Source organism: Arcticibacterium sp. SM2516, assembly GCF_057914865.1.
The window spans coordinates 3,471,654-3,495,035 of record NZ_CP195290.1 but is presented as its reverse complement, the minus strand read 5'-3'; the positions used below and the strand labels follow the sequence as shown (position 1 = coordinate 3,495,035).

Sequence of the window (23,382 nt, the reverse complement as noted above, 5' to 3'; positions counted from 1 at the left end):
AATTATTTAGATTAATTTCTTCTTAAATGCCCACCTTAATACCTAGCGTTATTACTCTAGCATTTGGATATGCTCCTACGTTTACCCCTGCTGCGGTATCGTTGTTTCCGTTTTCATAGTCTCTATCACTACCTTCAGGATCATATCCAGAGAATTTTGTAAGTAATAAAAGGTTCTGGCCACTGGCGTATACTTTAACAGAAGAAAGATTTGGGATGGTTTTGATTGTGTAACCCAAGCTTAAGTTGCTCAATCTTGCGAAATCACCTTTCTCTACATATCTAGAAGAAGCTGTTCTGTTTTGACCACCTGCAGGAATCTCTGTTTCATTTTCTGGAGTCCATTGGTTAAGCTGTACAGGAGAGAAAAAGCTTCTTTGGTTACCTGTGGCACCTACTAAAATACCATCCACTACATTTAAGATTTGGAAACCACCCATTCCGGTAAAGAATACGTTGGCATCAAATCCTTTGTAAGAGAAAGTGTTATTGAAACCCCAGCTTAATGTAGGTGTACCATTTCCGATAGCCCCGAGAGTAATATTGCCATCGGCACCTCTTTGATATTTAGCATCACCTGGTTTTTGACCGTATATCTTGGCTTGCTCAGCTTCAGAGGTTTTCCAAGTTCCAAGGAATGTTTCTCCGTAAAACTGACCAATTGGCTGTCCTAATTCAATAAAGTTTAGAGCTCTTCCACTACCGTCAATGTTATTAAATGAACCGATAACTGATTGTCTTCCCTCAAATAGACTGGCTACTTTATTCTTTACGAAAGAAACACTTAATGTAGAGTTCCATTTGAAATCGTTCTTGTTTAAGATAACACCATCAATGGCGATGTCTAAACCTCTGTTTTCTACTTCACCAACGTTTTTAAGTATAGAGCCTCCACCAGCAAAATCTGGAACTGGTACTTGAAGCAATAAGTCCGTGGTGTTCTTTTGGTATGCATCTATAGTTAAATTTAACCTTTGGTTAAACAGACCCATGTCTACTCCTAAGTTAGTCTGTGTGGTAGTTTCCCAAGTTAAATCTGGGTTACCGTAACCTCCAGGAGAAGAACCCGGAATTAATGTGCCTCCATTAAAAAGGTAAGGGCGGTTAATGTCAACACTTGGGTAGGTTACATAAGGAGCCACATTTTGGTTACCCACCTGTCCCCATCCTGCACGAAGTTTAAGCGAAGAAATAGCACCACCGTTTTGAAGGAAATCTAAGTTTCCGAGATTGTAAGCTAGAGCTAAAGAAGGGAAAACTCCGACATCATTACCTTTTCTGAAACGTGAAGAGCGGTCTCTTCTAACAGTCCCTGTTAGAAGTAAATTTTCATCAAAGATATACTCTGCACGAGCCATAAACGACTCTATACCAGATTTGCTGTAATCGTTATTAATAGCAGTTGCTGAATTTAATTCAGCCAAATAGAAGCCTCCTGGTACAATTAAGTTATTGGCATTGTATCCATTATATCTTGAAACGCCTTGTTGGATTTCATAAAGACCTGTTAGTTTAAGATCATGAATTCCTATTTTTTTGTTCCATGAAAGGATATTACTCATTTGAATGCCTTGGCTCAGGCTAGCTCCATAACCTGCGTTAGGAAAAGGAGGGTCGGTTCTGTAGCTTTCATTTGTATTATTGATAGAAGAAGCACCACCCACCACCGTGAAGTTTAGGTTATCTAGTAGGTCGTAAGAAAGATTTAGGTTAGCATTAATTCTATCTACGTTTCTGTTGTTATCTCTCAGATTCATTGCAGCCACTGGGTTATACCCTAAGTGTAAGAAAGCTCTGTTAGAGAAATTATTGTAGTCGCCATTATCATTTCTAATGGGTGTAGTAGGGTCCCAAGTTAAGGCTCTTACAAACATACTTCCTTGATATTCTCTGGTATCATCAATGTCGTTATGACTTTTCTGATTGGTTCCAAATAAGTTAAAACCTATTTTAAGTTTGTTTGTTATTTGAGAGTTTAAGTTAACTCTACCACTTAATCTTCTATAATTGGTCGTGATAAGTACACCTTCTTGGTTCATGTAATTACCTGACATGAAATAGCTCATTTTACCAGTTCTTCCGCTTGTAGACATTTGGAAATTCTGTGAAATTCCAGTTCTTAATACTTCACGCTGGTAGTCTGTTCCTCCTGTAGATCTTAAAGTGGCAATCTCGCTATCTGGAATTGCCGCGGCTCCACCGGTGTTAATTCTTCTCTGATTTTCTAAGGTCGCAAATTCTGATGCGGAAAGGGTTTCAATGAACTTTGGGATTTGAGAAATACCAGTAAAGAATTCTACATCTAAGGTTGATTTATCAGAGCCCTTTTTAGTAGACACCAAAATAACACCGTTAGAACCTCTAGAACCGTAAATAGCAGTGGCAGAAGCGTCTTTCAATACCTCCATAGACTCTATGTCATTTGGATTGAGAGAGCCAAGGTCTCCACCAATAATTCCATCAATAACGACCAGTGGGTCATTGTTTCCCGTGATAGAGTTAACGCCACGTATCCTCACTTTAATGTTTCCTCCTGGGCTACCAGAAGAACGACTTACATTTACACCTGCAGCTCTTCCTTGAAGTGCATCTTCAATCCTAGTAAGCGGTTGTTCTTTAAAGTCTTTTGAGCTTACCTGAGAGATAGAACCCGTTAGGTCGCTTTTCTTTCTTGTTCCATAACCTACTACCACCACTTCATCAAAGCTATTTTCTGAGGCTTTCATGCTGAAGTTGATGATAGAACTATTTACAGTGACTTCTTGAGTAGTATACCCAATAAAGCTACAAACTAGAATGTCACCTTGATTGGCAGAAATGCTGAAACTTCCGTCCGCATTCGCAATTGTTCCGATCGATGAATTCTTTAGAGAAACACTGGCTCCAGGAAGTGAAGCATTCTCCATGTCGGTGATTTTACCGGTTACATTAATCTTCTGAGAGTATGAAGCTAATGTTCCAAAAAGCAGAAGTAGACCAAGCAGTAAAGCTGATTTTCTTTGCTTCAAATAGGGTAATTTTTGTTTCATAAAAATTGATTTTTTGTTAAAGTTTTAAACAGTTTTAAAGGCTCAGGTAGGTTGTTTTTTATTTCGGGATTATTTATTTCTATAGAAGATTTCTCCTTAATTTCTCTAGAAACTTCAAATTCTTACTTTCGTTAAATAATTTCATGACAAAGCAACATAATAGTTAGTTGTACAAGTGAGCTTGAATTAGCAACACATAGCACTTTATTACCATCCTTGTTTCTTTTAAAGTTTTAGGGCCTATAGATGATGTATCCGCAATTGCCATTCATAATAACTTTGGCAAACATTGCACATGCCTAAGAAAAAACATAATAATACTACTCGACAAAAACTTGACAGTGGTGTTTTATGGGTTATTTCAAGTTAAAAGGTGGTTTTATGAAGAGCGTTTGGGGATTGGATACGCTCTGAATTTTAGCGAACTTTGTGTTTTTTAGTTTTTCAATCTCCTATTTTAATGATGGACTTGTTTTGATGACACTATTTTTCGCATTATTAATGGCTATTTTTTTATTATGATGTTTTAGAATACTATTCAGAAGCATGTATGAAGTAAGGATTAGAAGTTAGGGGCTGGTAATCAAGTTTGGTAGGGAAATGTTGATGTGTCAGTTAGTGGCTAAATGAGTGCTGCAATTGTTTTTGTCTATGTGATTTTTGGGGAGAAGTGCTTTCTTGATTGCGTATGGAGGGCTTTTGCTTGATATAGCATAAGCTTTAATGAAGCTGTTAGATGGCTCTTAGTATTGTCCGGTAACATTTTGATAAATGCTGAGAGGAAAGCCCTCTGGTATGGATTACAGTCGGTTAAGAGATTGGGTTTTGGATGCGGTTTATCTCACTATTGGAAAAATATTTGGGGAACAGATGATTGTATAGAACTAACATCTTTCAATGAAGTGTTTGTTACATCTTTGTTGGAAATCAAGCCTATAAAAACAAGCGTAGCTCCAGAGGAGCTACGCTTGCATTTCTTAAATATAGCTTTTGTTAATATGATTCGCGTCCATAGCTCCGCCAAACCGTGCATGAGAATGACAGTTTAAAAAGCGTAAGAATCTTGAATTTTAATTAAGACAACAAATTAACTCACATCTTCCGAGCTATTGATCCAGGTCATGATGCCTGCTATTAAAGCGGGAATAGCGAAGATTAGGAAGTTGGTTCCGATCGTCAATCCCATTCCTATTAATAAACCTGCCAAGGCTGGTCCTACGATTCCGCCAAACCTTCCAGCACCCATGGCCCAGCCAATTCCTGTGGTTTTTATCTCGGTAGGGTACATTCTGGCTGCAAAGGCATAAAGACCAACAAAGCCACCCTGTATTCCAAAACCTAAGAAAGCAAACACCAGTAAGATGTAATCGGAACCTACAAAGAGGCCAAAACAAGCCATTAAAACGGCGGTTAGAATAAGTATTATTCCAATGGTCTTCTTCAAGCCATATTTGCTAGAAAAGTACCCTTGGGTCACTATGCCAAAGAAAGCCCCCACATTAAATACTGTACCCGCATAAATGGCCAACTCCATAGATAAACCTGCGTCTGTAGCTAATTTGGGTATCCAGCTGGTCATAAAGAACAATGCACCAAAGGCCATGAAAAGTGCTAGCCATAACTGTAAAGATGGAATCTTATATTTGCCAGTAAGTAGTTTACCTACTGCAATGGCCGATTGTGGTGCGGCTTTAGCAGGTAATTCAGTGATTTGCTCGAATTCCATCTTCTTCAAGATGACATTTATCTTCTGTAAAGCATTTTTAGGTTGCTTTTTGATATAAAACTCTAATGACTCCGACAGAAAAAAGATAATTAAGGGAATAGAAACCAATGAGGCATAGCCTGCATAATGGTACATCTCTTCCCAGCCTTGTGTCGGAATTACCTTTGCGGCCACCAATCCTGATGCCACGGCTCCTACTGGATAACCAGAGATAACAAAACTCACCCAGAAATTACGAGATCTGTTGGGCGTAAATTCGGAGGTTAAAGCTGCCGTACTAGCCAACATACAGCCTATGCCTAGACCTGCAAAAAACCTGTAAATCAATAATTCATTAATACTGGTGGCAAATCCTGTTAAATAAATGGAAATACCCATGATGATTCCACTTATGAGAATCATGTTTTTCCTGCCTATTCTGTCGGCAAAGGGAGCTATTAATAGAGTTCCGAGGGTCATTCCTGCCAGACCTGAACCAAAAACCACCCCCAACGTTTCTGGGGAAATAGACCAAGCTTTTGCAATGGCGGGTGCGGTATAGGAAATCACTAAAACGTCCATGCCGTCTAGCATGTTCATTAAAAAGCAAATGAGGATAGTACCGTATTGGAGTTTTGTCAACTGACTTTTGTCAATTAAAGCGGAAGGAGAAAAATGCATTATAAATTTTTATAGGGTTGTAACGAATGCCTAAAATAAGGCCAAAAAATTAAATTTATGACCTTATACTGGCTTATTTAACGTTTTTCCTTTTAATACAAAAAGGCAGTGAATAATAATGAGAATGGTGAGCACATTGCAAATCAGCTTATACAAACTAGTAATGAAGCTTTTACACATACTACGTCTTTCAAACTGAGCTTATTCCTCGGGAATACCAAAAGCTAAACTATATATTCTGAACGACAATGAGCCTCTAGCGTTTTGTAGATAATTATGCTATTCTATTATCCAAATCAAGATGACTAGACTTCAAACGTAAAACCCTTTTCAATGAGCTTATTATAGATAGCTTCATCAAACCTGTATAACATAGCCGCACGGTGAGAAACGTCCTGCTCTCTTTCATTGCATGAAACCAAAAGATTCATTTTTGAGAACTTGCGTCTAAAGTTCGACTTATCTAGTTTTTGACCAAGAATGGCCTCGTAAAGTTCTTGCAGTTGTAAGAGTGTGAATTTCTCAGGAAGTAGATTAAAACCTAGCGGTTCATGCTGAATTTTATGCTGAAGATGAGCGAAACAGCTATCGAGAATATGATTGTGGTCAAAACTCATGCTAGGTACTTCCCTTACATTAAACCATAGTACATCTGTAACAGAAGGCCCTGCTTCCAACTGAAACTTATCAATATTTACCAGTGCATAATAAGTGATGGTGATAACTCGCTTGTCTGGAAATCGTTCTAAATCACCAAAGGTTTTGAACTGCTCTAGAAATACATTACCTAAGGCTGTTTGAGAAGATAATATTCGGCTAGCCGCTTCATCCAAACTCTCATTATATTTAATCCAGCTACCAGGAAGTGCCCATTGACCTTTAGTAGGACCTTGCCCGTGTTTTACTAAAAGTGCGTACAATTCAGAGTTTTTAAAGCCAAAAATGACACAGTCAATTGATAAAGCGTCAATTATTTCGTCAGAAAGTTTCAAGAGCTGTTTGGTGCTAGGTTAAGCTGTAAAGTTACATTAAGAATAGCTACTAGCAAATTAGGGAAGGGGAGATTGGCTGTTAGACCAATCTTCTTTTCTCTATTTAATCCCACTTAATTTTTAGGCTGATAGTTTTTATCCATTGTTAAAATAAACTTATCCATTTTAAAACCATCTTCTCTCATAGAAAACTGAATGGTATGCTTTCCTGCTTTCTCAATGTCTAAATAGATAAGATGCGGCACGCCGCAGTGTACTTCTTCTGTACGCTGCTTGCTTTCATAGTACCATTGATTTTTTCCATCACACCACTGTAACCTTGCTCCAGTTTCTGGCCATGTACCGTCTATTCCTACGTGCACTCCATTATCCTCTGTTCCTGTAGAAAGTGCTCTAGCCCACACATAATACCTTCCTGCTTTAGGAATTTTGACATCGTAAGATACTATGGCTAACACTCCTGGGGTGTTAGAAAAACTTGTACCTACTATCAGCTCGTCATCATGTGTTACTCTGGTGTCTGGCAAAATCTGGATGAAGCTTTTTCCAGAAGCATTTGGGTCTGATTTTACATACCACTTTCTAACGTCGTCTTTGGTTTGCTTAGAAAAGCTTTCTGCTTCTACCTCTATGGTTGTCTGAGCAAAACCTACGTTCATGGCCGCGGTACACAATAATCCTGTGATTAATACATTTTTGAATTTTGTCATTTTTACTGTTCGTTTAATAAGGTTGAATACTTTTTTGATAAATTATTAAAAGGCCCCGGGTAAGTTAGTTTCTCCGTTTTAGGTTTATTTTTCAGGTCTTTGTCTACTTCTCTAAGTCTTGGCACTAAAGGTAGGTTTTCTGTAAAAGTCCAGACAAAATAAAGTCCGGTTTGTACAAAATTCCCAAAACCAAACTGATGTGTACTGCTACTTTGTTCACCCGCCGTTTTTAAAGCCTCAGCCGTAAAGAGGTCTGGCTGTATGCTGTTTACATAAAGGTTATTTTCTTGGATAGAAGACTTGCTAATGTGTGAAACTTTACCATTGATAAAGATATTATTAGCCACATGATGATTTTCAGAAACAAGCCTTTTGCCATTCAATGACCTATTGGTAGGTGCTACACCGTGAACCGCATTGCCCGTAAAATTGGCAATCAAATTATGATAAATCTTCACGGAATCAGCGTCGTTTACATAAACCCCATTGCCATCTACATTCCAGATAAAATTATTGTCAACCATGTTTGGGTATTGCGAAGCTTCTATAAAAATACCGCCCTGCACCGTAGCAATATCATGAATAATGTTTTGGCTCACCCGTGAGCCATTATTATCCCAATCTAGCCAAATAGCGTTTCCGCCAGTAATATTATGGATGTAATTTCTTCTTATTAGGCTGTTGGTCACATTTAAGATTTTTATGCCTGCCACTTCCCAATAGTTTTCGGCGTCTTGCCAGCCGCAATTATAAATATGATTTCCTTCTATTAAAGCATCATGCACCACATAGCTTCGCATTCCTGCCGTTCCACAATCAGAGATCGTGTTGTTTCTAATAATCATTCCACCTATGGCATTATTCTTTTTTCTTGGTGATTTTACATTTAGAGGATTGGTGTCAATTTCTTCAAAGGCATAATAGCCAAACTCCAATGCAGACGAGTTCATTTGTCTAAAGGTATTGTTCTCAAAAATCCAGTGGTGCCCACCCAAAGACGTTACCGCTCCGGTACTGGTACGAAGAAAGCCATTGGCACAGTGCTCAAAAGTCAAACCCTTTAATTGGATATAATTTAAACCAATGCTTTGTGGAATGAATAGGTGCTCGGCTACGCCAATTTCTACCAAAGAGCCATTAGGGTTACCACTATCAAAAGCATGAATGTGTAAGGTCTTTTGGTCTTTGTCTACCCAAAAACTTCCCGGCACTCTGGCCAAATCTCCATAAGCTGTTAGTTGGGTCAAACGCTTTCCGTTTTGAAAAACTAAACCTCTGGTGCTGTTATAAGGTGTGATTTCCTTAACTCCTTCTGCCCAAGGCATCATTGGATATTCGTCTGGCTCAATATTCATCAGCTTAAGCGGAAAATATCCATCGCTGAAAAAAGAGTCGTCCAGAGTAACCATCCAGGTTTTACGTGACCACGTATAACTTCTGGAAGTGTCTCTGGCGGCATCCGTATAAATGGAACGTTGAATCCAAGCTTGATCAATGACTTTCGAACCTTTGATAATCACCTCTCCATCATTAGCCGCTTCATAGGCTATCATCTTACTTTCTGAGCTTCCACTATGAAATGGTTTGATGGTTTCTTTATAAACACCAGCATGAATAAGTACTTTCTCTCCTGCATTCACCACCTGAGCGGCTTTATTGATGGTTTTAAAGGGAGCGTCTTCCGTTCCAACATTGCTATCAGACGCTTTTGGGTGCTTCTGATTTACCACATATACTTTAGCGTATTGGGTCGTATTTTTCCATTCTGGATTAAAATTCCAGTCTGTTCTAGACCTGCTTTGCCCAAAGCTAATTTGCGTGCAAACGCTCAGTAAAAGGACCGTTAAAATTGTTTTATACATAGGGTTGAATATTATAAGGGTTACTTCATATTTAACTTTTCAAAAAGCTTATCAGACGATTTTAGGTACTTCTCTTGGTTAGTTTCTTTGAGCCATTGGTTTTTCATGTATTCATTTTTAGTAAGTCTTGCGTCAATATTTTTGAAGAAATTATTGTTCTCCCACATTGGCCTTGACTTCCAGTTGCCATTGATATAGCTTATGGCTTTTATTACGTCTGGGTTATCATTGATGGTCTTGAAAAAAGGCGTAAACCATTCTTTCCACGCTCTTTCGGCATCTGCTGTTTTGGTTAAATCAAGATGCTGACTTACTCCTTTTGAGTCTAAAAGTACAGGGGTTGATTCTGCAATAAATAATGGCTTTTTATGGTCACGGGCAAACTGAATCATAGGGTGATTTGCATCATCTGGCGTAAAAAAAGAATAAGCTACCCAGTCCACATATTCATCTCCAGGGTAAAACTTATCAAAGGTCTCACGGTTAGCTCCTTTGCCTTTCGACTGCCAAGTGTATGCCACATTAGTGACTCCCATGCTGTCTAGTTTATTTTTAACACGTCTGTAAGCAGGGATGTAATGTTCTGCTTTGTAATAATTCCAGTCGTAACCGTCAAATTCATAGCCAATTCTCAAGAAAACAGGACGTTCTCCAAGTTCTTTTAGCCAGTTTCCTAGTCGGTGAATTAATTGGTCGTGACCTCCAATAGCTGTAATGCTGTCATTGCCTTGGCTCATATCTAAACCTATGGCTAAGCAAGAATTGTCAAAATCTGAATCAGAAAGAGCTAATGACATGTTTTCTGGTCCGTCGCCCCAGTCATCCGTAGTGGTCAGCCCATCTAAACCTTTGTGCATAAAACCAAAGGATTCATGCCCAGTCAAAAAATCGGTATATGCCGTGTATCCGCCAGGAGCAGGTAAATGGTCGTAATATCCGTCGGAGTATTTATCTAAGCCACCCACGGCTTCTAATTCTTGACCAGCAAAAAGTATGACTTCACCATCGACAGGTTCAAATTTAGCCCGAGTTACAGTTTCTTTATCTTCCGTTGGTTGACTTTTGCAAGACCAAACTGCAAGTAAAACAAGTGGTAATATGGTTGATTTAAGCATGTTCATATCGTTGATTCTAGATTCGTTTATTTTTTTGATAGGTAAGTAAATAGTGTATCTGAAGCCATCAGATACCGCTCTTTGTTGATTTCAGATAACCACTGCGTTTTCATGTAATCGTTTTGGGTTATTCTGGCGTCAATGTTTTTAAAGAATGGATTGTTTTGCCACTGAGGACGCGTTTTCCATGGGGAGTTAATGTAATGAATGGCTTTTATCACATCAGAATTTACTCTCACTGTATTAAAAAATGGCGTAAACCACTCGTTCCATGCTTTTTGAGCATCTTCCGTTTTAGTAAGGTCGAGATGGATACTGGTGCCTTTATTATCCAAAATTACTGGACTGGCCTCGGCTATGAAACAAGGTTTTTTATGATCGCGAGCAAACTCAATCATAGGATGATTAACCTCTCCTGCCGTAAAAAATGAAAAGCCAACCCAGTCTACCACATCATCTCCGGGGTAATATTCTTCCATGTTTGCTCTGGTAGAACCTCCACCTTTCGACTGCCAAACGTAAGCCACATTTTCAACACCCATTTCTTCAAACTTGTGATGGATACGCCTGTATGCGGGTTTGTAGAACTCACTTTTATAATGATTCCAGTCATGGCCATCAAATTCATAACCGATTCTAAGAAAAACAGGGCGATTGCCCAATGCTTTTATCCATTCGCCTAGCCTTATAATCAAATGGTCGTAATCTCCTTTTGCCGTTTTTTCATCTCCGCCGTTGGCAATGTCTAGTCCAATGGATAAGCATGAATTGTCAAAATCGGCATCATCCACTAAGAGCGACATATTTTCAGGACCATCACCCCAGTCTGCGGTAGAAGTTAATCCATCCAAACCATTTCCGCCAAAGCCCGTATAGGCTGTAAAGCCTGCAGGAGCCTGGAAATAATCGAAATAGCCATCTGAGTATTCATCCATACCGCCAATGGACTCTAGCTCTTGCCCCACGAAAAGCAACACTTTTCCTGTAGGTGGTTCAAACTTGGCTAAATCATCAATTTTAGGCTCAAACTTAGGCCCCACCACTATCTCTTGCGACTTTTGGGTACACGCCGCGGTTAGGATTACCGAAATGATTCCTAGTAAGATATTTCGCATGACAGGTTCTTTTTTATGGAACTTGGAAATTCAAACTCATCTTCCTTGTAAGTGAAGTAATCAAAATACGCAGGGCGTTTGTGCCCCTCTAAATCTTGACAACAAAGACCTACAAAGGCACCTGTAAAGGCTGGCATATAGCTAGGGCCACCGTCTCTCACGTGGTCGTCGGACATAATGGTGGCGTCTAGCACTTGTCCTATTGCTAACCACTTGTCCACTTCTAAAGCATAGAAAAACTGTAAATCTGCACCATTCATTTCTACTTTTAGGTAGATATTGGCACCCTCTTCCAAGTCTAAAACAAGTGGTTCGCCTAATGCTTCTGATTGCTCAAAAAGGTCATGCGAGGTCAGTTGAACACATAGCCGCTCTGCCTCATTTCTACTCACATTTAAATAGTGATAATGCGAGGTATTATAGTAGCAAACCAAACCCGCCATTTGCTGAAAGCTTTCAGGATTAAACTGAAGACTAGTGCTTGCGGTCATTTTATAGCTCTGAATTCTTCTTGCTATCAAGCTCTGCTCATGGGTAGAGTTTAAAGACTGTCTGCCATAAAGACAAAGCTTTCCTTTTGGCTCGCTTAAGCTTAACCAATCTGAACCAATAGGAACTCTGAGCGACTGAAATTCTATATCTAAAACCTCTGAATCAAATGAGTAAATCTCGTTAACATCTTCATTTATGGGCTCTACATCACTGTCTATAGGCACTTCCACTCTTGGAATACAGGAACCGCTGCCTAAAGTAGGCCATTCATTATCCGGCCAATTAATGGTTTCAATAGAGGTTTCTCTTCCTAAAATACATTTCCCTTGCGGCGTTAAAGGGCGACCCGTTAAGAATACAATAAACCATTCACCGGTTTTGGTTTGAACCAAGTCGCCATGTCCGCTTTTTTGTAAATAATAATTTGGCTCATTTCTACAGGTAAGCAGTGGCCCATTTGGGCTAATTTCATACGGCCCCACTAAGTTTTTTGAGCGAGCTATGGAAGCCGCATGGCCATATTCTGTACCACCTTCTGCTGTTATCAAATAGTAATATCCATCCTTTTGATAAATGTGTGGGCCTTCTGTAAGACCCAGCTCCGAACCTTCAAAAATGTAATGCTTGGAACCTATCAGTTTCTTTAGTGTTTCAGAATATTCATGAAGAATAATACCACCAAATATTTTCCCTTTTCGGTGGTCTACACGTAAGCTTGTATACCATTTACTACCATTATTATCATGGAATAAGCTCCCATCAAAACCAGATGAATCTAAGAAAATAGGCTCTGACCAATCGCCAGAAATATCTGTAGTGGTCACAAGGAAATTTGGCGTGTCCTTCCACTTTCCTGAGAAGGATTTTACGTTGGAATATACCAGATAAAATACGCCATTATCATAAGAAAGGCAGGGAGCCCAAACACCGCAAGAGTCTGGTGCTCCTTTCATATCTAACTGAGAAATTCTGTTAAGTGGTCTACTTATTAATTTCCAATTTACGAGGTCTTTTGAATGGTGAATTTGGACACCTGGAAACCACTCAAAAGTGGAGGTGGCAATGTAATAATCATCTTCAACGCGAATGATAGAGGGGTCTGGATTAAATCCTTTTAGAATTGGGTTTTTAACGAAAGTCATTAGTCTATTAATTGTTTTTCTAGTTCTTCAAGCGATTTACCTTTGGTTTCTACCACGTATTTCCAGGTAAAAATCAAACAGAAGAACATAAAGCCGGCATATATAAAGTATGTGGTACTGCTACCAAAATTTGCTAATTGAACGGGAAAAAATGTGGCTACTAAAAAGCTTGAAAAAGCATTGATAGTACCAACCGCCGAAATGGCGAATCCACGAATTCGGTTTGGGAATATTTCTGAGAATATAGCCCACATCACCGGTCCTAAAGAGATAGAAAAACCAGCGATAAAACCAAGGATGCTTAATAGCACCAAAAATGAATTAATTTTGATTCCGTCTTTTAAAAGAGCTGGTTTGTAATTACTAGAAGCTATGCCGCTAGTAGCCAGTGACAGGTCAATGGCACTGTAAAATTCTAGCTCATTTAAGAAGGATTTATCCTTAATGGCGGAAACGCTATTGATGAACGTATTCTTTTTATGAATCAAAGCCGCTGCATTGTCATTTGACAATGTGATGCTGGATATTTCTTCTTCTGCTCTGAAGAAAATGGCATTATCAGCTTCCAGTTTAAAGCCATCATAATTAGCAAGTTTACTGTCATTTTCTTTGGCTAAAGCCCAAAGGTCATTTTCAAGAATGGTATTGGCTGAGACCGAAATTTGTTCTGAATTGACGATGTAGCGAGCTTTTTTGAATTGAATGCCTGTAAAGGTCAATGAAAAAGCCATCAGCGACACTCCGGCATATAGGAGTGGTTTTCTGCCTATTCGGTCAATCAAGAACATAGAAACAATGGTCATTACCAAAAAGACTAGACCAAGAACTGCCGCCTGCATAAAAGCAGCATCTCTACCTCCTCCAGCAGATTCAAATACCATAGGAGCGTAATAAAGGATGGCATTAATTCCAGAAAACTGCTGTAAAATGGCAAGCCCAAAACCTATGATTAAAACCAGTCTCATCTTCTTTGAGAAGAAGAAGGATGCCTGGGACTTTAAGCTTTCTTGTCCATCAGGATTTATCGTTTTTTTGATTTGTTGTAACTCTGCTTTGGCATAAGCCTCATCACCCACTTTCATAAGCACATCCATGGCCTTAGACTCTCGTCCTTTCATCATGAGCCATCTTGGGCTTTCGGGGATTATAAAAATACCTATGAAATATATAAGTGCAGGTATAATTTCTATGCCCAACATATATCGCCAGTTGGTGAGCGGGTCGTCAAAAGCTTTTAGTACAAAATAGTTTGAAAAGTAGGCGGCAGATAAACCAATCACAATTAGTAACTGATTAAACGAAACCAGCCAACCGCGGTCTTTGGCAGGGGATATTTCGCCTATGTAAACGGGTGCTACCAATATGGCAACGCCAACCCCAAATCCACCGATAATTCTTCCGAAGATGAAGAAGTTTATGTCGGTAGCTAATGCCGAAATTAAAGCTGAAACAGCAAATAATACAGCGGCAATAAGTAAGGAAGGCTTTCTGCCTATTTTATCGCTCATTGGCCCTGCAATTAGATTGCCAAGAATAGAGCCCCATATAATACAGGAAACAGAGAAACCTAAAAGAAAAGAACCGTCTTCAAGGTTAAAAACTGTTTTGTAAAAAGGTACTGCTCCAGATATCACGGAGCCGTCAAAGCCCAAGAGAAATCCCCCAATAGCAGCAGTAAAGGCTATTAAGGTTATGTAAATTGTGTTTTGCTTCATTTATAGTTTTTAATCAAAGTCTTTATTTTTTTTGTTCTATCACCTGAATATGGTTACTGTTTCTAGCGGCTATAATTAGTCTTCTGCCCTTTCCTTTTATTTGAATAATGTCACGTATATCTCCATTTAGATTCAAGCCTGTTTTCTCCTTATTCATTGGTACAAAGTTGCCTTTGCCATCTCCTTTTAAAAGGCAACCTAAACTGGCATCCATTCTACCTTGCTGCACTCTAAATGGGAAGAAGTTTCCTGCTATCAAAATGTCCTGAATATGGTCTCCATCAAAATCATCATAAATGATTCCAGACGCTACGCTGAATTGAGCTTCAATGGGTAATGCTTTTACAGTGAAAGTACCGTCTCCATTGTTTATAATTAAGGAGGAGTTCATATTATGAATTTTGAATTTCTTTGAAGCTTGAATTTGCTCTTTGGAGAAAATATCTTGAATGGTGGCATTGCCAAAATCAGCGTATTTGATAAACCTAGAATTTAAACTTGGGATTTGAGCGGTTAGCTCGTCGCGAGAATTGAAAGGGTAACTTTTGCCTTGCAAAAACCAAGTCATTACGGGGTCTGTTCTGCCGTCATTATCAAAGTCATTGACATAGGTGGTTAAAGGTTCTTTGGCTGTTGGTTTAAACTGCGAGTTGGTACCCATATTCCCCGCTATAAAATCGATATCGCCGTCGTTGTCAATATCAGCAGCCACTAGCTTACACCACCATCCATCGTTTTCGTTTAAGCCTGTACTTTCCGTAATTTCAGAGAATTTCCCTTTGGTGTTTTTGAAAAACTTGATAGCCATCCAGTCCCCAGAAAGAATAAGGTCTGTCCAGCCATCTTTATCAATATCAGCCCAGATGGCATCTGTAACCATTCCAGCATTAAACAATGCTTCGTTACCTACCTGATTAATGACATTTTTAAAGCGAATGCCGTTTTTGTCAGAGTCGTTTCTTAAGATGATATTTCCGCCATTCAGCGGATAATTTCCAGGAACGGCTCTTGCTCCAACAAACAAGTCTAAGTCACCGTCTTTGTCAAAGTCTTCTGCTTTTACGCAGCTTCCGCTGTAAATCTCCTCCGGAATAGCTCCTTCTACTTTCTTGAAGTTTCCTTTTCCGTCATTCTCATAAATCCGGTCTTGAAGTTCAGGAACTGGATGTAACCACTCTGTTCCGCCACTTACTACATATAAATCTTGGTCGCCATCGCCATCAGCATCAAAAAACAATGAGCTGATATCTTCATGCGATTGGTCAGATTGCCAAGGTTGAGATTTTGATTTAGAAAACTTTCCTGTGTTATTTTGAAGGTAAAGAATAGCACTTTGACCTGCTGGAGCACCAATAAATATATCTTCCAACCTATCTCCATTTACATCTGCGGAGGCCATTTTTGGGCCTTGTTTTGAAAGCTCGTAAGGAATTAATGACTCCCGTTTAAAGTCAACATATTCGTTTTCTTTTTGAGTAAAATCTATACCTGAATGGTCTGTGATTTCCGTAAAAATCGTTGGCTGAATTTCTTTTTGATGAAGTACATCTAAAGCGTCTTTTTCATAAACTTCTACCAATTCATTGACCCCAATATTTTCTAGGCTTTGTCTTTTGCCACTTGGCCAAATGACCTCTAAAGTTTCAATGGATTTAGCACTTCCTAAACCAAAATTGAGTGTATAATCTACTGAAGATTGATAGCCTCTTACTGGATAAAGCTCTTGGTACTGAGGTCCTGTTTTTGTTCTGATTATAACTTTGGCACCTATTCCAAATGTGTTTTTTCCTGAGCCATGTAATTTTACTTTGACGTAAGAATTGCCATTAACTACCTCGGCATTATTTCTGTAAACCCACACAGGTTCATTGTTATTACAAACGATTAAATCTAAATCGCCATCGTTATCCAAATCTGCATAAGATGCTCCACTGGACACACCTGGTTCAGATAAACCCCATGAATCCGAAACGTTTTCAAATTTCAGATTGCCTTTATTTTTGAAAGCATAATTGCTCAGTTTCGTAGAAGGCATTTTTTTGAGCAAATCATAAAGCGGCATATTCTCCTGATATTTCTCACGTGTAGAAATGTCTTTACCATCTTTTACGACTTGCTGCATGGCTGCTTCTACCTCGTATTTCACAAAGTCCAAGCTCGTATAATCTCTTAGAAACCCATTACTCACAAAAAGGTCTTTCCAACCATCATTGTCTAGGTCTGTCAGTAAAGCACTCCAACTCCAATCCGTATTTGAAACGCCTGCCAGTTGCCCTATTTCGCTAAATACAGGTAGTTCTTCTTGGTCTAAACCTTGGTTTAGTTGTAACATGTTACGGGTATTTTGATGCCCATAACCGCTTGCTACCATGAGTTGGTACTTGTCGTATTGGTCGGCTCCTTGTACTGTTTTTTGACGGAGATTAGTTTCAGGAAGCATGTCTAAAGTCACTACATCTGGCTTGAGGTCATTGTTATAATCTGCAATGTCAAGCCCCATGGTGCTTCTGCTTATGTGAGCAAAAACTGTTTTTGCTACTTCTTTAAAAGTGCCATCGCCATTATTCAAATAGCAGAAGTCTTGCTCCTCAAAATCATTGCTAACATAAAGATCAGGGTAGCCGTCATCATTAATATCACTGGCGGCTATACCCAGGCCAAAGTTTATTCCGCTGCCATAAATGCCAGCTTCATCACTTACGTCGGTAAATGTATTGTTGTCGTTTCTGTAAAGGCGATTGCCAAATTGTGGGTGGCGGAGATTTCTTAGTTTATTCGTATTAAAAAATGGCGAATAAAATCCGTTAGCATGGTTTAGTAAAAATAGGTCTAGGTCACCATCGATGTCATAATCGAAGAATAGTGCCTGACTTGTGTAAGTTCCAAATGCGTCAATTCCGAAGTTTTCTGCTTGCTCTTTGAAAATAGGGATGCCGTCTGGATTATTTCCTTGGTTTATGTAGAGTTCGTTTTTGCGTTCGTGGTCTGTGCCAAAACCAGAATAACACACATAAATATCGAGTTTGCCATCGGCATTGATATCCACAAAAGAAACTCCTGTTTTCCAATGTTCTCGCCCTGCCACATTTGCAATGGCAGTAACATCTTCAAAATTTAAACCTTCCCCTTTATTGAGGTATAGTTTTGATGGTACTTGGTTTCCTGTAAAGTAGATATCGGCAAAGCCATCATTGTTTAAGTCTCCAGTGGCTACACCAGAGCCGTTATAGTAGTATTCATACGTTAATACATTTCTTTCTTTAGTTTCTGTAAGTTGATTTGTGAATGAGATTCCTGTTTCTTGGCTTGATAATTTATCGAATAGCTTTGTTTCTTTTTCAGAACATGAAAATAGTAAAGTGAAAGAAATAGCCACACCGAAGCACGGCTTGGCTATTTCCTTAAAAAAATCAAATAATGGATTACTCTTTTTCACTTTGTTATAATCAACTTAAAAAATACAACAACCCAATAAGTATCAGGTTGCTGTATAACCTCTAATCTATTTATTAATATCCTGGATTTTGAGTCAATTTTGCGTTTTTGTCCATTTCAAACTGAGGAATTGGGAAAACATTTTGATGCTCTTTAAAAATTCTTGGCTCATAAACTTTTTTGGTATAAACGTCTACATTGCCTTGTCTCTTTATATCCATCATGTAGGCAGGTTTATTGAAGTATGCCATTCCTTCTTTCCATCTACGTACATCCCAAAATCTGTGCTCCTCAAAGACTAACTCTACGCGTCTTTCATTCTTGATTTTCTCTCTCATTTCATCTTTAGAAAGACCTGTTGCCAAGTTTGGCTGCCCAGCTCTATTTCTTACTCTGTTGATAGCATCGTATACGCTAGCATCTGGACCTGTTGCTTCGTTTTTTGCTTCAGCATAATTTAGTAGCACTTCTCCAAGTCTGAAGAATATCCAGTTATTGTCTTGCCCTTGGTAAGTTTGAGAAGAAATTATTAGCTTATCGTCTAAGAATTTTTTCAGTCCATAACTAGTCTGGCTAGAACCTTTAGCTCCATCATAGGTATACACGGTAGTTCCTTTCCATTCCGAGCCGTTTCTTATGATTGTTTGGTCCATTCTGGCATCTCTATCGGAATAAGGGTCTTGAGGATTATATCCAGAAGTAGGGTCAGTGATTGTTTTTCCGTTGGTCATTTCATAAGAATCTACCAAGTTTTGGGTAGGGGCAAAGCCCGCCCAGGTACCATCACTAAGGCCTGCACTCATACCTAGCATATAAGATGCTGGATGAACTACGTCAGGCTTGACAAATTGTCTTGAGAAGATAACTTCAGAGTTGTTATTATCAATGAACAAACGATAGTAATCAGGGAACAGAGAGAACTCATTTTTGTCAATCAATTCTTTAGCAATACTGGCAGCATTAGCCCATCTTGAAGTTTCGTTCGCAGGGTTATTTAATGGGCTTGCGAAGTATAATAAAGTACGAGCCTTTAATGCAAGAGCCGCTGAACTAGTAGCTCTTCCTACATTTTTACCTGTAAATTTAGCAGGTAAAACCGCTGCAGCCGCGTCACAATCTTTTAAGATTTGAGTCACGCACTCTTCGTAGGTGTTACGTGGTAGTTGCAAGTCATCAGTGATTTCTTGAACATTGGTAATTAACGGAACTCCACCAAAAGTTTTGATAAGGTCGGCATAGCTAAATGCTCTTAAAAACAATGCTTCTGCCTTATACCTTTCTTTCACTGCGTCATCTCCAGGTACGTCGTCTATTCTTGATAAAAGTACGTTTGCTTTACGAATGGTAGCATAGTTCATTACCCATAAATCTTCTCCATAAGGTGTGAAAGACGGTGTAATATCTGCCGTGTTAAATAATTGGATTTTGGCATCAAGTTTACCATCGGCATCATCAGAACCTGCTCCTAAGATGGACATTCCTCGAGACCATGAGAAGCCACTTCCGTAACCAAAATCTTGACGATTAAAACCACTTTGAAGGCTACCGTAGATATTATTTACAAATTGGTTTACCAAGTTAATATCAGACCAAAGTGTAGCATCGGATACAAAAGAGGTAGGTTTTACATCCAGTATTTTATCATTACAGGAAAGGGCCGAAAGCAAGACTAGGCTCAATCCGAATATTTTTATTTTATTATTTTTCATTTTTTTTAAAGTTTATTCTTCACAAATATTATTTAGAATTGAACACTTAGGCCTACGTTGTAGACTTTTTGCTGCGGGTAGTACCAGCCGTCAATATTTGTATTTTCTGGATCTACATTTAGTAAATCTGTGAAGGTTAATAGGTTTTGACCAGAAGCTGAAACTCTGATGTTTTGTGCTCCAATTTTAGTTAAGAAATTAGGTGCCAAAGTATAAGCCACCTCAACATTTTTCAATCTTAAATAAGAAGCATCTTTAATCCAGAAGTCAGATACTAATTGGTTATTCTCTGCTATCACAAGTACTCTTGGCAAAGTAGCATCAGTATTCGTTGGTGTCCATCTGTCTAACCACTCATTGGTGACTTTTCCACCATTATAGAATGACCAAACAGCATTTGATTTCAACTGCTGATATACTTGCTCTGCTCCTTGAAACAAGAAATTCAGTTCTAAAGCCTTATAAGCTACACCACCTGTTATTCCGTAGATAATTCCAGGAATATTGTTTTTGCCTAGGTAAGTTCTGTCGTCATTGTCTATTTTCCCGTCACCGTTGATGTCATCATATTTGATATCACCAGGTCCTAAGTTTGTATAAGCGGTTTTAGGAGAATTGTCAAAATCTTCTTGATCCACAAATAAACCTAAAGAACGAAGACCATAATAGCCATTGATAGCTCTTCCCGTTCTTCTTAAGTCATCAGAAACTCCTGGAGACTCATCTGCAAATATTATCTTATTGGCAGCTTTAGTAATATTACCTCCTAAATGGTAGGAGAAGTCTTTGGTCAATTGTTTCTCATGATTTAAACTAATCTCAAAACCTTTGTTTACCACAATACCTATGTTTTCTGTAGGTAGGTTAGCACCAAATGAAGTCGGTACAGACAGGTTTCTTTGAGCCAAAATACCTTCTCTACGCTCGTGGAAGTAAACTACATCTGCCGTTAAGAATCTATTTAAAAGGCTAAATTCTAAACCAACATCCGTTTTGGTTGACGTCTCCCATGTGATGTTTGGGTTTGCCAACGGTCCTGGAGCTAAACCTGAATAATATTGACCACCAAAAGCGTATCCACCGAAGTTGAATGGAGGTCCACCAGCGTATCCTCCAGAGTTGTTAGCCAAATCATACCTTGCGTAGTACCCAAATCTTGAAGAAATCTGGTCGTTTCCTAATTTACCGTAAGAAGCTCTCAGCTTTAAAAAGTCAATAGCCGCTATATCACGAATAAAAGACTCTTCTGAAGCTATCCAACCCACAGATACTGCTGGGAAAATACCCTTACGCTGATCTGGAGCAAAGTTTTCTGATTGATCTTGACGAACACTGGCTTGTAATAAATACTTGTTTTTGTAGATATAATTAAATCTAGCCGCAGTACTTAATAAACCATATTCGTTTCCTCCACCACCAAGGTATTGGTTAAGTGATGGTCCGGCGTTAATCACATCTAAAGCAGAAGTAGTATAAGTATTTCTACCACCATTAAGGTACCTGTCATAATTTGTCTTTTGAAGGAAAAGTACTAATGCAGATACTTCATGATCTTCATTCAGCTTTCTGTTATAGTTAATATGCCCTTGTAATTCGGTACCAGAAGACTGGGTGAACTGCTCATTCAGACTAGGATTTGAATAAGGCGTAGGAATAAGCGTATTGTCCAGCTGCCTTTCGTAAAGCGTAATGTTATCTCTCCATCGTTTATTATAACCTGTGGTTTTATCAAATGCCAATACTCCCTTTAAAGAAAGTCCCTCAATCCATGGAATATCTTGGGTCAATTGGAATGTAGTTAAAAGCACATCATAGTTATTCCTATTATATCCAGACTCTTCTTGAATAAAAGCAAAAGGATTTGGATAAGGTCTTGGATTCGCTAATTTCCCATCTGAATACTGGTGTGGAAAAATTGGAGGGTTTCTAAAGGCCTCTTGCATAATGTTAGTACTTCCAGAAACCGGAGCATCTTTATCTTCTACTCTTCCAGATAAATCTACAGACAACTGCGTAGTCTTAGTAAGCTGAAGGTCCAAATTGGCTCGTGCGTTATATCGTTTATTGCTAAGTGTTTTGTACAATCCTTGCTGATTTAAGTACCCAAGAGATACGAAATACCTTGCTTTTTCATTTCCACCATTGATAGAAAGGTTTTGCTGAATCATGGGAGAAGAACCACCTAACATTATTTTACCCCAATCTGTATTTGGATATAAATCTGGGTCAGAACCGTCTTTGAATTTCGTAAGTTCTTCATTAGTGAAAAGTGGTTCACGACCATCATTTGCTAAAGCCTCATTATAAAGCGTAGCATACGTAAACGAATCTGAAAAGTCTGGTAAACTTACCACAGACTGTGAACCATAGTTCACACTGTAATTAACACTTAGTTTCCCTGCCGAACCACGCTTTGTGGTTACTAAAATAACTCCATTAGCACCTTTAACCCCGAAAATAGCTGCAGAGGAAGCATCTTTCAAGATATTAACGGACTCCACTTCATTAGGATTTAAAAGGGCAAAATCATACTGCGATCTTACAATTCCATCAATCACAAACAACGGGCTAGAAGAACCATTGAAAGTAGAGACACCACGCACTAAAATTTGTGAACCATCGCTACCAGGCTCCCCTGAGCTTTGCTTTGCAATAACACCTGTAACTCTGCCGGCAAGCGTATTACTAAGGTCAGCTACTGGGTTACGTTTAATTTCATCTGATTTAATAGTACTAATAGAGCTAATCAAGTTCTTTTTTGATTGCGTTCCGTAACCTACTACTATTACCTCGCTCAAGTCTACATTTTCTGCCTCAAGAGCGATATCCATAACGCCAGCATTTCCTACTTGCCTTTCAACGCCTTTCATACCGATGTAATCAATGACTAGGGTAGCACCTTTAGTAGCTGTGATTTTGTATTTACCGTCTTTATCTGAAATGGTAGCAACGGTGGTGCCCTTTATGGCTATAGTAGCTCCGGGTAAGACCTCGGAAGTACTCATATCTGTAATAGTACCCGTGAGCTGTAGGCTCTGGGAATGTGCTAAAAAGGGCTGGAAGCCCAAAATAGCGAAGAAGCAAATGAATGTAAAAATTTGTTTCATAGTTAAGAAATTGGGTTGTTTTTGATACTGATTTTCATAAAATTTTGCACCTAGAATTCTCTGGATTCTTAGCCCGTTTTGATTAGGAATGACCGCCATTTTTTTATAAGTGTCAGCTTTATAAAAAGCAATTCAGGTTTAAAGTATTCCGAGAATTCGTAATAGAATCATTGCAAATTTAACTTTTGGTCTTTATTACTAAAAGCTTATAGTTAAATCGACCACAAGTTAGGGAGGGTTTTGAATAAATCAATTATTTCTATGAATATTTTTATTTGAAAGAGATTCTAGTTTTCGTTAGTATACTCTATATAAGTGTTTTGTATCTATTTGTGAAACTGAAAATAAAAACTGAAAATTTCGAGATTTAGATATGAGTTCGAAAGTTTTGGGTAAGATTTGGTTACAGAATATAAAATATATTAAACCCTAATTTGCCCAAAAAGTGGGCAGTCTTTCTTGTTATAATAAGGAGGATTAAGCTTCTTTTTATATGGATTTGGAATGCTTTCTGAAAGCACGCGACAACTATATTTTAGGAGATGCTATAGCAAGTATATCCGTGTCAGAAAGG

General features: G+C 38.7%; 12 protein-coding genes. All 12 read right to left on the bottom strand.

The features are described from left to right. Nucleotides 1-22: 22 nt before the first annotated feature. Nucleotides 23-3,028, bottom strand: coding sequence for a SusC/RagA family TonB-linked outer membrane protein (locus ACSBFT_RS14550; protein ID WP_489601162.1), 3,006 nt, complete (start codon nucleotides 3,026-3,028; stop codon nucleotides 23-25). A gap of 1,087 nt (nucleotides 3,029-4,115) precedes the next feature. Further along, complete coding sequence (locus ACSBFT_RS14545; protein WP_463047907.1) at nucleotides 4,116-5,414, bottom strand: MFS transporter; 1,299 nt, start codon at nucleotides 5,412-5,414, stop codon at nucleotides 4,116-4,118. Nucleotides 5,415-5,719: 305 nt separating this feature from the next. Then, on the bottom strand, nucleotides 5,720-6,406 hold the full coding sequence (locus ACSBFT_RS14540) for an NUDIX hydrolase (RefSeq protein ID WP_463047906.1): 687 nt from the start codon (nucleotides 6,404-6,406) through the stop codon (nucleotides 5,720-5,722). A 113-nt stretch (nucleotides 6,407-6,519) separates the two neighbouring features. Then, nucleotides 6,520-7,116 (bottom strand): hypothetical protein, encoded by a 597-nt coding sequence (locus tag ACSBFT_RS14535; RefSeq protein ID WP_489601161.1) that lies wholly within the window; start codon nucleotides 7,114-7,116, stop codon nucleotides 6,520-6,522. Nucleotides 7,117-7,118: 2 nt separating this feature from the next. Beyond that, on the bottom strand, nucleotides 7,119-8,978 hold the full coding sequence (locus ACSBFT_RS14530; protein WP_489601160.1) for a right-handed parallel beta-helix repeat-containing protein: 1,860 nt from the start codon (nucleotides 8,976-8,978) through the stop codon (nucleotides 7,119-7,121). A gap of 20 nt (nucleotides 8,979-8,998) precedes the next feature. Then, nucleotides 8,999-10,093 carry a glycosyl hydrolase gene (locus ACSBFT_RS14525; protein ID WP_489601159.1) on the bottom strand — a complete coding sequence of 365 codons (1,095 nt, stop codon included), beginning with the start codon at nucleotides 10,091-10,093 and terminating at the stop codon, nucleotides 8,999-9,001. A 26-nt stretch (nucleotides 10,094-10,119) separates the two neighbouring features. Further along, the gene (locus ACSBFT_RS14520) at nucleotides 10,120-11,208 is read right to left on the bottom strand and encodes a glycosyl hydrolase (RefSeq protein WP_489601158.1); all 1,089 of its coding nucleotides are present in this window, start codon (nucleotides 11,206-11,208) and stop codon (nucleotides 10,120-10,122) included. Continuing rightward, nucleotides 11,190-12,842, bottom strand: coding sequence for a glycoside hydrolase family 43 protein (locus tag ACSBFT_RS14515; RefSeq protein WP_489601157.1), 1,653 nt, complete (start codon nucleotides 12,840-12,842; stop codon nucleotides 11,190-11,192). Before ACSBFT_RS14515 ends, ACSBFT_RS14520 begins: the two co-directional genes overlap by 19 nt. Then, nucleotides 12,842-14,557 (bottom strand): sugar porter family MFS transporter, encoded by a 1,716-nt coding sequence (locus ACSBFT_RS14510; RefSeq protein WP_489601156.1) that lies wholly within the window; start codon nucleotides 14,555-14,557, stop codon nucleotides 12,842-12,844. The genes ACSBFT_RS14515 and ACSBFT_RS14510 overlap by 1 nt, the downstream gene beginning before the upstream one ends. A gap of 22 nt (nucleotides 14,558-14,579) precedes the next feature. Continuing rightward, complete coding sequence (locus ACSBFT_RS14505) at nucleotides 14,580-17,993, bottom strand: VCBS repeat-containing protein (RefSeq protein ID WP_489601155.1); 3,414 nt, start codon at nucleotides 17,991-17,993, stop codon at nucleotides 14,580-14,582. A gap of 73 nt (nucleotides 17,994-18,066) precedes the next feature. After that, on the bottom strand, nucleotides 18,067-19,701 hold the full coding sequence (locus ACSBFT_RS14500; RefSeq protein WP_489601154.1) for a RagB/SusD family nutrient uptake outer membrane protein: 1,635 nt from the start codon (nucleotides 19,699-19,701) through the stop codon (nucleotides 18,067-18,069). 32 nt (nucleotides 19,702-19,733) lie between these two features. Beyond that, on the bottom strand, nucleotides 19,734-22,808 hold the full coding sequence (locus ACSBFT_RS14495) for a SusC/RagA family TonB-linked outer membrane protein (RefSeq protein ID WP_463047896.1): 3,075 nt from the start codon (nucleotides 22,806-22,808) through the stop codon (nucleotides 19,734-19,736). Nucleotides 22,809-23,382 lie beyond the last annotated feature (574 nt).

What these genes read in the sequence shown, in the direction of transcription:
- ACSBFT_RS14550 (WP_489601162.1), bottom strand. Translation starts at nt 3,028, where the DNA reads ATGAAACAAAAATTACCCTATTTGAAGCAAAGAAAATCAGCTTTACTG.
- ACSBFT_RS14535 (WP_489601161.1), bottom strand. Translation starts at nt 7,116, where the DNA reads ATGACAAAATTCAAAAATGTATTAATCACAGGATTATTGTGTACCGCG.
- ACSBFT_RS14520 (WP_489601158.1), bottom strand. Translation starts at nt 11,208, where the DNA reads ATGCGAAATATCTTACTAGGAATCATTTCGGTAATCCTAACCGCGGCG.
- ACSBFT_RS14545 (WP_463047907.1), bottom strand. Translation starts at nt 5,414, where the DNA reads ATGCATTTTTCTCCTTCCGCTTTAATTGACAAAAGTCAGTTGACAAAA.
- ACSBFT_RS14495 (WP_463047896.1), bottom strand. Translation starts at nt 22,808, where the DNA reads ATGAAACAAATTTTTACATTCATTTGCTTCTTCGCTATTTTGGGCTTC.
- ACSBFT_RS14515 (WP_489601157.1), bottom strand. Translation starts at nt 12,842, where the DNA reads ATGACTTTCGTTAAAAACCCAATTCTAAAAGGATTTAATCCAGACCCC.
- ACSBFT_RS14500 (WP_489601154.1), bottom strand. Translation starts at nt 19,701, where the DNA reads ATGAAAAATAATAAAATAAAAATATTCGGATTGAGCCTAGTCTTGCTT.
- ACSBFT_RS14530 (WP_489601160.1), bottom strand. Translation starts at nt 8,978, where the DNA reads ATGTATAAAACAATTTTAACGGTCCTTTTACTGAGCGTTTGCACGCAA.
- ACSBFT_RS14510 (WP_489601156.1), bottom strand. Translation starts at nt 14,557, where the DNA reads ATGAAGCAAAACACAATTTACATAACCTTAATAGCCTTTACTGCTGCT.
- ACSBFT_RS14525 (WP_489601159.1), bottom strand. Translation starts at nt 10,093, where the DNA reads ATGCTTAAATCAACCATATTACCACTTGTTTTACTTGCAGTTTGGTCT.